General features: G+C 40.5%; 16 protein-coding genes and 1 pseudogene. 16 read left to right on the plus strand and 1 reads right to left on the minus strand.

The window, feature by feature from the left end; all coding sequences use genetic code 11:
* The first annotated feature begins 82 nt into the window (after positions 1 to 82).
* The 6 genes from N693_RS0100970 to N693_RS0100995 all read left to right on the plus strand — a co-directional run bounded on the left by N693_RS0100970 (position 83) and on the right by N693_RS0100995 (position 3886).
* Entirely contained in the window at positions 83 to 604 is a 522-nt protein-coding gene (locus N693_RS0100970) for a hypothetical protein (protein WP_025782928.1), read from the plus strand.
* 111 nt (positions 605 to 715) lie between these two features.
* The gene (locus N693_RS20490; protein WP_253271139.1) at positions 716 to 850 is read left to right on the plus strand and encodes a BREX-1 system adenine-specific DNA-methyltransferase PglX; all 135 of its coding nucleotides are present in this window, start codon (positions 716 to 718) and stop codon (positions 848 to 850) included.
* Positions 851 to 1150: a hypothetical protein gene (locus N693_RS18740; RefSeq protein ID WP_037592507.1), complete on the plus strand. Its 300-nt coding sequence runs from the start codon at positions 851 to 853 to the stop codon at positions 1148 to 1150.
* A gap of 302 nt (positions 1151 to 1452) precedes the next feature.
* A complete protein-coding gene (locus tag N693_RS0100980; RefSeq protein WP_025782929.1) occupies positions 1453 to 1788 on the plus strand; it encodes a hypothetical protein in 336 nt (111 codons plus the stop codon).
* A 636-nt stretch (positions 1789 to 2424) separates the two neighbouring features.
* Positions 2425 to 3381 (plus strand): thymidylate synthase, encoded by a 957-nt coding sequence (locus N693_RS0100990; RefSeq protein WP_025782930.1) that lies wholly within the window; start codon positions 2425 to 2427, stop codon positions 3379 to 3381.
* A 16-nt stretch (positions 3382 to 3397) separates the two neighbouring features.
* Positions 3398 to 3886, plus strand: a complete 489-nt coding sequence (locus N693_RS0100995; RefSeq protein WP_025782931.1) for a dihydrofolate reductase — start codon at positions 3398 to 3400, stop codon at positions 3884 to 3886.
* Positions 3887 to 3920: 34 nt separating this feature from the next.
* Here N693_RS0100995 and N693_RS0101000 read toward each other — a convergent pair whose 3' ends face one another.
* Positions 3921 to 4556: a hemolysin III family protein gene (locus N693_RS0101000; protein ID WP_025782932.1), complete on the minus strand. Its 636-nt coding sequence runs from the start codon at positions 4554 to 4556 to the stop codon at positions 3921 to 3923.
* Positions 4557 to 4629: 73 nt separating this feature from the next.
* On the opposite strand from N693_RS0101000, the gene N693_RS0101005 reads away from it, so the two are divergent.
* From N693_RS0101005 to N693_RS0101050, 10 genes and pseudogenes are all read left to right on the plus strand, one after another.
* Complete coding sequence (locus tag N693_RS0101005) at positions 4630 to 5469, plus strand: DegV family protein (RefSeq protein ID WP_025782933.1); 840 nt, start codon at positions 4630 to 4632, stop codon at positions 5467 to 5469.
* A 62-nt stretch (positions 5470 to 5531) separates the two neighbouring features.
* Positions 5532 to 6350, plus strand: coding sequence for an SGNH/GDSL hydrolase family protein (locus N693_RS0101010; RefSeq protein ID WP_025782934.1), 819 nt, complete (start codon positions 5532 to 5534; stop codon positions 6348 to 6350).
* Between the two features lie 11 nt (positions 6351 to 6361).
* Complete coding sequence (locus N693_RS0101015; protein ID WP_025782935.1) at positions 6362 to 6940, plus strand: YpmS family protein; 579 nt, start codon at positions 6362 to 6364, stop codon at positions 6938 to 6940.
* Positions 6941 to 6952: 12 nt separating this feature from the next.
* Complete coding sequence (gene msrA, locus N693_RS0101020) at positions 6953 to 7477, plus strand: peptide-methionine (S)-S-oxide reductase MsrA (RefSeq protein WP_025782936.1); 525 nt, start codon at positions 6953 to 6955, stop codon at positions 7475 to 7477.
* A 2-nt stretch (positions 7478 to 7479) separates the two neighbouring features.
* A complete protein-coding gene (gene msrB / locus N693_RS0101025) occupies positions 7480 to 7902 on the plus strand; it encodes a peptide-methionine (R)-S-oxide reductase MsrB (RefSeq protein ID WP_037592510.1) in 423 nt (140 codons plus the stop codon).
* 16 nt (positions 7903 to 7918) lie between these two features.
* Positions 7919 to 8140, plus strand: coding sequence for a YozE family protein (locus N693_RS0101030; RefSeq protein ID WP_025782938.1), 222 nt, complete (start codon positions 7919 to 7921; stop codon positions 8138 to 8140).
* A gap of 81 nt (positions 8141 to 8221) precedes the next feature.
* On the plus strand, positions 8222 to 8926 hold the full coding sequence (deoD, locus tag N693_RS0101035) for a purine-nucleoside phosphorylase (protein ID WP_025782939.1): 705 nt from the start codon (positions 8222 to 8224) through the stop codon (positions 8924 to 8926).
* A 77-nt stretch (positions 8927 to 9003) separates the two neighbouring features.
* The gene (locus N693_RS0101040; RefSeq protein WP_025782940.1) at positions 9004 to 10500 is read left to right on the plus strand and encodes a S41 family peptidase; all 1497 of its coding nucleotides are present in this window, start codon (positions 9004 to 9006) and stop codon (positions 10498 to 10500) included.
* A gap of 60 nt (positions 10501 to 10560) precedes the next feature.
* Positions 10561 to 11457 carry a GTP-binding protein gene (locus N693_RS0101045; RefSeq protein WP_025782941.1) on the plus strand — a complete coding sequence of 299 codons (897 nt, stop codon included), beginning with the start codon at positions 10561 to 10563 and terminating at the stop codon, positions 11455 to 11457.
* A gap of 194 nt (positions 11458 to 11651) precedes the next feature.
* A pseudogene (locus tag N693_RS0101050) lies at positions 11652 to 11972 on the plus strand (hypothetical protein); the annotation flags it as partial.

Below are 11972 nucleotides of genomic sequence, written 5' to 3' on the forward strand. Positions count from 1 at the left end.
CACATGGGTGTGGATTTTTCAATCCATACATGGTTTTCTTTTCCTGTTGATTTGGTTATGATTAACAACGGGAGGAGATAACGTGAAAAAACTATTGTTTTTATTCTTGACTGCTTTATTATTGGCGGCATGTTCTGATGACAAAACTAATGAAAAACCTAAAGAAGAACCGCAAAAAGAAGTATCACCAAAAAAAGAAGAAGTGAAGAAGGACGAGCCAGTTGAAGAGGAGACGATTGACGTGTCCAATATTGATACATCCGTGTATGAGTATGCGTCCAATATAGAAGTAACTGATGCGCGTGATGTTAATGATCACATTACACTTATGATTGATATGAAGACAGATAACGAAAACTTGGCGTTTCAGCATGTCCTCTATCAAACATATGATTTCTTACAACAGAAAGATATAGAAGGCGCGAAAACAATCGGTATTAATGTTAGGGTGGCAGGTAACAAAATAGTAAAGTTCACGGTTTACCCAGAGAAATTTGTACCAAACGATAAAAAGCGGATGTCAGATGTTGTACTTGCTGCTTCTGAAATTGAAATGATGTCGAAAAAAGTAGAGAAATACGGAAAGAAAATGGGATCTTGGTAATCATATCTGTTAAAGAAGGACATCCGAATAATCGGGTGTGACTTTTTCAATCCGTCCGGTGGTTTTCTTTTCCTGCTATTTTGGTTATGATTTACAGCAATAGGGGAAGGAATGGCACAAGAATTACAAGACATTTTAAATGAACGAAACGTAGAGATTGAAACACTGAACGCACAGTCAAATAGTGGTACACTCAACCCGAAAGAAACCAAACGGATAACTAAGGAAATCGCCAAACTCGAGTAGTTGAACAAGAAATCAGACTTTTGGGGCAATATTGCGAAGAAGTCCGAGGAGACTGGTGCAAAGTTACAGCAAACTGGTAAGACAATGCAGAAAGCAGGGCTCAAGACAACTGCAGTCATGTGGACGCCAGCTATCTTTTTAGGATACAAGGCGATCAAGAGTGTGAAAGGCAAGTCACCTGAATCAGATTTGGTTACACCCGTTAAAGAATGCGAGCAGGCACACGCTGGAGGAAAGATTACTGAAGAACAGATGAAAGAATATATAATTGACTTTACAGATAATTACTATCGCAAATAAACCTAAGCAGTTACTTTAAAGGGGCATCATTACCTTCATTGGACACGTTACAAAGAAATGAGCGAAGAAGTTAGTGAATTTACAAAATCATTTTCTAATGATTAATATAACGAATAATTAATCAATCTTTCATTGATGTAATGACATTAAGTTGAATTAACGACAAAAGTGGGGGCAACTGCCTCCTCTTTTATTTTCTAGTCCATACAATTAAAGATATGGATTTATTTTGTTTACATATATTCTGATAATTCATTTGGGGTTTGGTGTAATTTGGAATATAGTCGATAGGGGGGAGGAAAATGTCAAACTTGTTTTATGAGGAAGATAAACAAATTAAACCAAAAAAGAAATACGGTGCGTGGTCATCCATTTCAAGTGTCGCAGGGATACTATTTCTTATAGTCAGTTATTCAATTTCTGAGACCCCAAACACAGGCGAGAAGGTTATTATTGGAATGTTCTTCTTTCCGGCTATAGCCTTTATGTTCATTAGTATTGTAGTTGGTCTCATTGGTATTGCAAAACAGGAAAAGGGTTTCTTGAAGTATATAGGAATTTTAATTGTGTCATCACTTCTTTTAGTGATCTTATTTACACCCATTTTCATTGGGATATATGGTTTTAGAGAACCATAAATTTATTCTTAAGGCGACTACTCTTAATTGAACGGCGCCTTTTTTTTGTCTTTATTAAAAACAATTGATGGAGTGCTCACAGTAACACGTACGATAAGAGCTGTATTTGTAAGAGGATATAACATGGCCGTGGAGCGTGTGGGAAGAAGCGGTGGAGAGTTTCAATTGAGGAAAATAAGCCTGAACTGTAAACCCTGTCCCAGTGTATACTGGCTTAAGGAACAGGATAATTAGTAATCGATAATTGTTTCGAATGGAAAATGAAAAAACCACTCATTATCGAGTGGTCAAAGATAGCAAGTGAATTATTTATGAATTTTAACACCAAAGCATTCCTTACATATTAGCCGCCAGTGATGTATTATTTAGCCTCAATTTAGCCCCAAAAGTGTGCATGTTTGTGCATTAGTGTGCGTGATGATAAGAACAGAAAAACCTTTAAAACTCAATGGTTATAAGAGTTACATGAAATACGCTGTATATCTTGCATGCTTCTTTATTTACAGGTCAAAAAACACACCGCCGAAGTGGCTGTCCTAACAGCTGCTTGGTGGTTTTTTGTTGACTTCTTGGAATTTGTAATAGGTAACCTTCACTTGGTATAGTAAGACTAGAGAGTAACAGGAGGGTGTACAAATGAAACAATATTTAGAACTTTGCCAGCACGTACTGGACACAGGCGTGCAAAAAGGGGATCGTACAGGTACGGGAACTTTGAGTGTATTTGGTTATCAGATGCGATATGACCTACAACAAGGGTTTCCATTAATGACTACTAAAAAGACGGCGTTTCGCCTGATTGTATCAGAACTTCTATGGTTTTTAAAAGGAGATACCAATGTCCGCACATTAGTGGAAGAAAACAATCCGATTTGGGATGAATGGGCATTTGAAAAATGGGTCAACAGTGAAGAGTATACTGGTCCTGATATGACGGACTTCGGAAGACGCGCCCCTGTGGACGAAGAATTCCGAGCTCTGTATGAAGCTGAAATGTCACGCTTTAAAAAGCGGATACTTGAAGAGCCATCATTTGCTGAAACTTACGGCGACCTTGGTCCTGTTTACGGAAAACAATGGCGTAGCTGGGGGGATGGATCAGCTGAATCTAGACAACAGCCAATCGACCAGATTGCTCGTTTGATAGAAGGGTTAAAAAACAATCCGGATTCGCGGAGACATATTGTAACAGCATGGAATCCGACGGAAATGGAAGACATGGCATTACCACCTTGCCACGCGTTGTTCCAATTTTATGTAGCGGATGGTAAATTGTCGTGCCAACTTTATCAGCGGAGTGCAGATATCTTCATCGGTGTACCTTTTAACATTGCATCGTATGCGCTACTGATTCATTTGATTGCACTAGAAACAGGGCTGATTCCGGGAGAATTCATCCATACATTAGGAGATGCTCACATTTATTCGAATCATGTCAATCAAGTAAAAGAACAATTGAGCAGGGACCCTAGAGAATTACCAACAGTCACTATAAACATGGAAGGCAAGTCAATATTCGATCTCACGACATCTGACATTGTCCTGACGAACTACAATCCGCATCCAAAAATCAAAGCACCAATTGCTGTTTAAAAAGGAGGCACACACGATGATTTCATTATTGGCAGCACATGATGAGAACCGTGTTATTGGGGTAAATAACGAAATGCCTTGGCATATCCCTGAGGAACTAAAGTATTTTAAAGAAAAAACGATGGGGAAAGGCATCATTATGGGGAGGAAAACGTTCGAATCTATTGGTCGGCCACTTCCAGGACGTCTGAACATCATCCTTACACGCGACGAGGATTACAAAGCTGAAGGTGTCGTCATTGTCCATTCGTTGGAAGAAGCCATTGCACGGGCTGAAAGCTATGCAGACGAAGTCATGGTGATTGGTGGGGCTCAAATCTTCGAGATGGCAATGCCTTACGCTGACCGACTTTACACGACGATTATTCGTCGTACATATAAGGGAGATACGTTTTTTCCACCATACAACATGGGATGGAAACTCATATCAGAATCCAAAGATCACCATACAGAAGATGGGCTCGCTTACGCCTATCACATTTATGAACGAGAAACAGCAGCATAAAAAAAGGCAGCCGGTTCTTGGCTGCCTTCCTTTCCTATACAAAGAACAAAACACTAAAATACATGGAAGCGCTGCCAGCTAAAACGAACAGATGCCAAATCGCATGGTTGTATGGGAGACTACGCCATGCATACACTAAAGCACCAAGTGTATACAACACACCACCCACAACGAGCAACGCAATCCCAGTTCCAGTGAGTGAAGCGTATAAAGGTTTTATCGCAATAATGATCAACCATCCCATCACGATATATAGGATGAGAGAAACAATTTCGAAACGGTGGATGAAGAATACTTTGAAAAGAGTTCCAAAGATCGCTAATCCCCAAACGATACCGAAAAGCGTCCATCCGAAACCACCACCGATTGCAAGTAAAACAAATGGGGTATAGGTACCTGCAATTAAAAAATAGATGGCAGAATGGTCGAAGATCGAGAAAAGCTTTTTGAATTTTTCCGGTAAACTATGAAGAAGTGTACTCATTGAATACAACAATATCATGGAGACACCAAAAATAATGTAACTGACGAGCGCAAGTGCATCGCCTTGCTGAACTCCTTTTAATATTAGAAAGACGAGAGCTGGAATACTTAAGAGTATCCCAATACCATGAGTTATTGCATTCCAACGCTCCTCTTTACGGGTTTTGTAGTCGAATGCGCTTTCCATTGGCGAAAAGCCTCCTTTTCGTTCATTATACTAAAATAGAAACACGGTTTCCACTGACAGAGGAGAGATTGAAATGAGCAAAATTAAAATTGTAACGGATTCTACAGCAGATTTAACAGAAGAAGAAATCAACCAATACGGAATTCAAGTTGTACCCCTATCCATTCATATTGACGGAGAGATCTATCAAGATCAAGTTGATATCAAACCGTTGGAATTTCTAGAGAAGATGGCGGCAGCAAAAGAGTTGCCTAAGAGCTCACAACCTTCATCAGGTGCTTTTACGGAGTTATACGATGAACTAGGTAAAGATGGGTGTGAAGTGTTATCCATCCATATGACTGGTGGTATGAGTGGAACTGTAAAATCTGCGGAAGCGGCAGCCGAGATGACCGAGACACCTGTTACAGTCATGGATTCCCGATACATTTCTCATGCACTATCTTTTCAAGTGATTGAAGCAGCTAAATTAGCTCAGCAAGGAAAAAAGATGGATGAAATTGTTCGTCATTTGAGCGAAGTACGTTCTAAAACTGTACTATACGTAGTCGTTGACAAATTAGATAATCTTGTTAAAGGTGGTCGCATTGGTAAAGGTAAAGCCGTTATTGGATCATTGCTTAACATTAAGCCAATTGCCTCTCTTCAGGATGGTGTCTATACGCCTGTTGGCAAAGCTAGGAGCCATAAGCAAGTTGCCCAACAGCTCTTTGCCTCGTTTAAAGAAGATACAGCGGGGAAAAAAGTGAAAGGTGTAGGGATTTCCCACGCGCAAGGTTTAGCGATGGCAGAACCATTGAAACGTCTAATCGAAGAAAGTGGTTTCACTGATATTAGGTTTTCGTTCACCTCACCAGTTGTCAGTACGCACACTGGAGCAGGCGCAATCGGTTTTATGTACTACACTGAATGAAAACATGACTCTATTAGTAATTCATGAGGCTAATAATTTTAAGGAAATGAGGAAACTTAAAAATGAGAAGAAGAGCATGGATAATTTTACTTGCCTTCTCATTGGTACTAACGGGATGTGATCAGATGTTCAGAAATAATGCAGAACCTTTTACCGAAAGACGGGACATCGAGTTTTCCAACTGGGATATCCCAACAAATTTTGTGCCAAAGTCGTTACACGTTGTGGGACTGGGAGATTCATTGACACAAGGTGTAGGGGATGAAGAGAAAAAAGGCGGTTATTTTGAACGGGTAGCTTCAGATCTGACTGAATGGGAAGGAATTTCTTTCGTGGAGACGGAAAACTTGGCGAAACGTGGTCGTCGAAGTGATCAGCTTGCCGAACAACTTGAGGAGGCTGATATCCAGGCGTCCATTGAAGATGCAGACATAATATTCATTACTATTGGTGGGAATGATATTATGAAAGTATTGAAAGCCAATTTGTTTAAGCTGAAGACAAAGCCGTTTTATAAAGAACTAGGAAAATATGAAGAACGTCTAGATAAGATCTTTGGAACGATTCGAGCTCTCAATCCGGATGCACCAATTGTCATGTCAGGGTTATATAATCCGATATTACTCATTACTGACGAAGTAAAAGAATTTGAAGATATCATAGATGATTGGAATGCAGCAATTGAAACACGGATCAAATTGGACGGAAACAGCTGTTATGTGCCAGTCGCTGATTTGTTTGAGGAAAATACAAATATTGTCTATCATACAGACTTTTTTCATCCGAATGCTCAAGGCTATACGTTGATGGAAGAACGCTATGTGAAATACTTGGAGGATTGTGGTTTGCAAGAATTGTTCCAAGGGGATATGGACAGGTAGGAGATGATCGCTTGAACCAATGGAAAATCGCTTTTTTTACATTATCAGGAATGGTAGCAGCAGGATTTGCAGGCGTTCTCTTTTTACTAGGATCTACAGGAAGCTCGGAGCCGTTACCTAAAGCAGAAGTGATCGAAGCTGGAGATGCCAATTTCCTTACAGTTCGGACGACAAAAAAGGATTTTGAAGGAATTGCTAATACGTATATCCGTGAAGCTATGAAAGGTGAAGAGCTCCCTGTTCAAATGAAAGTGAAGGATGACGTGATCCTCTATTCAGAGCTAACGGTGTTTTCCTTCACACTACCAGTAATTATGCATTTTGATCCAATCGTACAAGAGGATGGGAATTTGATTTTAAAGCAGTCTTCCATGGAATTAGGCCAATTAAACATTCCACCTTCAACTGTATTAAAGGTTTTACGGGATTCCGTGAAGTTACCATCATGGATGGTGGTTCGACCAAAAGAAGAAGAGCTTTTCATCGATTTATCGAAAGTACCAGTTGCAAAGGATGTATCGGTGCGTGCAAAATCGTTTAACCTAGAAAAGGATGAAATCTTACTTGAAGTATCCATCCTCAAAAAATAAGGAGTGGTGTACATCGTGAAGCAATATGCAACGTTTGCTGGTGGATGTTTTTGGTGTATGGTGAAGCCTTTTGACAAATACGACGGAGTACACTTAGTAGTTTCTGGCTATACAGGCGGAGACATACCGAACCCATCCTACGAACTTGTCTGTTCAGAAACTACAGGTCATCGAGAAGCGGTTCAAATTGAATTTGACGACGAAGTCATTTCATATCACGAATTATTGAATATCTTTTGGCGTCAGATTGACCCAACTGATAGTGGTGGACAATTTTTCGATCGTGGGGAGTCGTACCAAACCGCTATTTTTTATCATTCTGCCAAACAGCAGCATGAAGCTGAACAATCTAAGCATGAACTAGAACATTCAGGAAAATTCTCGAAGTCCATTGCGACTGAAATTTTACCCGCGAAACCGTTTTATTTGGCAGAAGAGGGGCATCAAGATTATTATAAGAAAAATCCAGGGCATTATAAGCGTTATTCAGTTGGGTCTGGTAGAGAACGATTTAAATCAGAGAATTGGAGTGAGTGATCATGAAAGAGGATTTGAAAAATCGATTAACCGAAATGCAATATCATGTCACACAGGAACAAGGAACTGAACCTCCATTTCGCAATGAGTTCGACAGCCATTTTGAAAATGGAATTTATGTAGACATTGTCTCAGGGGAACCACTGTTCAGTTCAAAAGATAAGTATGACGCGGGATGTGGGTGGCCAAGTTTTACAAAACCTATTGAAAAAGAAGAAGTGACTGAGCACTTCGACACGACACATGGAATGCGTAGAACTGAAGTACGCAGCAAAACAGCAGACTCGCATTTAGGACATGTCTTCCCGGATGGTCCAGGGGAAGCAGGTACTCGTTACTGCATTAACTCAGCAGCGCTACGTTTTGTGCCTGTTGAAAAATTTGACGAAGAAGGTCTGGGCGACTACAAAGCTCAATTCCAATAAGAAAGGGGGTCCGCGGATGGACCGCTCTTTTTATCAATTTGTTTTATCCTATCGTGGTGGCGAAAAGAACGATCCTCACGCTATATTTGCAGAAAGCATGTTTAATGATCAAAGTTTTCCAAGGTATGAACGTTCTTTCGATACGTTGTCACGGTATATCGAAGAAAAAGCCGATCCACAAATGCCTTCAGTTTTGTTTGACGAACTGTATCGTCATTTTGAAGATCGATTCCTTTAAACGGGCGGTGGAACCGTTGCAATACCGCCTGTTTAACTGTATGATAAGGACAGAAAATGAAAAAAGAGGTGCTATGTAGAGATGAGTATACATATTAATGCGAAAAAAGGCGATGTCGCCGATACGATCCTACTTCCTGGAGATCCTCTCCGTGCGAAGTATATTGCAGAAACATTCCTTGAAGATGTTGTCCAATACAACGAAGTTCGTAATATGTTTGGTTACACAGGAACGTACAAAGGAAAACGCATTTCTGTTCAAGGAACTGGAATGGGTGTTCCATCGATCTCGATCTACACGACTGAACTCATGCAAGAATTTGGCGTGAAGAAGCTGATCCGCGTGGGAACTTGTGGTGCAATTCAAAAAGACGTGAAAGTACGTGACGTCATTCTTGCTCAAAGTGCGACAACAAATTCGCCGATTAACCGTACATTCTTCAATGATGTGGATTATGCTCCAACAGCAAACTTCGATTTGCTCTTGAAAGCTTATAACGCAGGAAAAGAAAAAGGTTTACACCTTCAAGTAGGAAATGTTTTCACTGAAGACTTCTTCTACAACGAGCACGCAGAACACGAGAAACTCGCTTCTTATGGAGTTCTAGCTGTAGAGATGGAAACAGCTGCATTGTATACTCTTGCTGCAAAGTATGATTGCCAGGCTCTTTCTGTTCTTACAGTAAGCGATCATATTCTGACAGGTGAAGCAACAACTTCTGAAGAACGTCAAACAACGTTCAATGAAATGATTGAAGTTGCTCTAGAAGCTGCTATTCAGGAATAATCCAAATGGGGCCGCCAGCCAGTTAGCGGCCCTTTTTCGACTATATACGTAATAAGAGGTAGAAAGTGGGATCGCGAATGGACGAAAATGAACAAAAAGAGCAGAACCGGCCACCAGAGCCGGAACAACATCCTGCTCACAATCGATATTTTAAGATCAAGCCGTTCTCATTCGTCATGTTGATTTTTACATTAGTCATTCTAACTGCAGGAATTACGTTTTTTGCACTTACTTTTGGTGATGACAAAGTTGTCGAAGTGGTAAGTCCTCAAAAAAACGACCGTCAAGAATTCCAGAAGTTTTATGACGCCTATGACGAAATAAAGAAAAACTATTTTGAAGATATTGACGACAAAGCGGTATTGGATGGCGCGATTAACGGGATGGTAGATGCTTTAGATGATCCGTATTCAGATTACTTAAATACAGAAGAAACAGAACATCTAATGGAGAATATCTCATCTAGCTTCCAAGGTATCGGTGCTGAGATCCAAGAAGCAGATGGCTATATCAAGGTTGTTTCACCAATAAAAAACTCGCCTGCTGAAAAAGAAGGCTTGTTGCCGAACGACCTAATTCAAGCAGTCGACGGGAAAAGCATTCAAGGTATGTCTTCTTCAGAAGCTGTCATGCTCATCCGTGGTGAAAAAGGAACAACCGTTACATTAACGATCAAGCGCGGAGAAAAAGCAGAACCATTCGAAGTGAAAATAAAACGAGATGACATTCCAGTAGAAACTGTTTATGCAGAAATGCTCGACGGTGGAATTGCGCATATTCGTATGACAACATTCTCCGAGCATACGTATGACGAGTTACTAACAGCATTAGACGAAATGGAAGCTAAAGGGATGAAAGGGTTAGTACTTGATGTCCGACAAAACCCAGGCGGTGTCCTAGATGGCGCACTGAAAATTTCTGATCTATTCTTGGATAAAGGAAAAACAATCCTTCAAACCGAAGAAAAGGGTAAGAAACCTGTTCTCTATCCAGCATCTGATGGTCGAAAAGTAGAAGTACCTGTTGCTCTTGTTGTCGATGATGGAAGTGCATCAGCATCAGAAATTCTAGCGGGTGCTTTAAAAGAATCCTCAGACATTCCGATTGTAGGTATTAAAACATTTGGTAAAGGTACCGTTCAATCTCCGCTCGATATGAAAGACGGTTCCAATTTGAAAATCACTACTGCAAAATGGTTGACGCCAGAAGGTAATTGGATCCATAAAAAGGGAATTGAACCAGATGTAAAAGTCGACTATCCATCTTATGCGATGTTGCCTTTCCTAGACCCATCTGAAGAGATGAAAGAAGGACGGGTTTCTGCGAATACTGAAACTGCTGAAGAAATGTTGAAAGCAGTTGGGTATGATGTTGGGAAAGTTGATGGTCTATTCGATGCAACTATGACACAAGCTGTAAAAAAACTTCAAGCTGATCTTAAACTTGAGGAGAATGGTGTTTTGACAGGAGATACTGCAATTGGTCTCATGAACAAACTCCGTGAAAAAATCGAAAAAGACGATCCACAATTGTTGAAAGCAAAACAAGTTGTGCTCGACAAAATCGGTAAATGAGCTGAAGGCGCCCAATCCAACCGGATTGGGCGCCTTCTCTACTAGAAAGGACTGAATGTAATGATTGATGTGTATCTATATAGTGGTTTCTTGGGGAGCGGGAAAACTTCGCTACTTCTACATTCCATCGCACAACTAAAAGCGGAAGGGAAGAAACCGGCTGTTTTGATGAATGAATTCGGGGAGTTACCAGTGGACTCAGATTCAGTATCAGCATCTGGGGATGTGCCGTTGAAAGAATTATTGAGTGGTTGCATTTGTTGTACGGGGTCTGAAAAGACGGAAGCACAGCTCCAAGCACTTCTAGAAGACTATAAAGATATTGATGTAATATTGATTGAAACAACGGGCGCAGCGCATCCTGTGGAGGCGTTAGACGCTGTCTATTCCCCTTTATTTGCAGATCGACTGCGTGTGAAGGGAATTGTTACAGTAGCGGATGCACCCCGCTGGCTTCATCGTGAAGAGCTCTCACCTAGAATTCACTCTCTGATGTTAGAACAAATCAGACATGCGCACGTTATCGCATTAAATAAATCTGATTTAGTGACGGAGTCTCAATTAGCCAACATATCTATGGAACTTGCTAACTTGAACACATCTGCACCTATTGTTCAGACAGTTCAAGGAAAGTTGGATTTCTCATTTATAGAAAAAACGTTGTCCGCAGAGAAATCTACGCAACAACCGATTATCTCAGGTAAGAACTTACCACTTTCATCGAAAGTCATTTCGTTTTCTCGTCCAGTAAAAAAAGAAGATGTAGAAGCTTGGACAACAGACCTTCCAGATACTGTATATCGTATGAAAGGATATATTCCTATTGAAGGTGTTAAAAATCCAATGCTTTTCCAATATGCTTACGGTATGGTGAATTGGATGCCTGAATACATTAAGATGCCAGAGCGTCTAGTTGTGATTGGTGAGGGCATTGATCAGATTGACTGGAACGATTAAAAAGACGCATTATCATGGTTTGTCAACACGATTTGTTATCCAATTATTCATCCAAAATCCATAGATATCCAATGGGCACTCTCTTGAACTCTTTTTTCTTAGACTACGAGAAAGGGAGTGGGGATGTCTCCAAGGTATTCCAGTTTTCCGGTAGCCTTCTTCGTTTACGATAGTTTCGAAGGGAGGCGTACAAGATGAAAAAATCGATTGCAGTCATCTTACTCGGTTCGGCACTCGTATTGCCGAACAGTAGCCAAGCAGAAGCTTCAACTCTAGATTCTGTTCAAACGAACAAAGTAGTAAAAGTAATTACAGTGGAGGGGAATCTACACCAACTCCCAACACAACTCAAATACAATATGGGGGACCTACAAGCCTATTACAAAGGGTTAGCTAGTTGGTTAAAGAATCATTATGGTAAGCCACAAGAGAAACCAGTAGAAAAGCCAGATACGCCTGTTGAAAAACCGGACACACCAGTAGAAAAACCAGATACACCAGTAGAAAAACCAGAC

It is taken from the genome of Sporosarcina sp. D27 (assembly GCF_000586555.1).
GTDB lineage: Bacteria > Bacillota > Bacilli > Bacillales_A > Planococcaceae > Sporosarcina.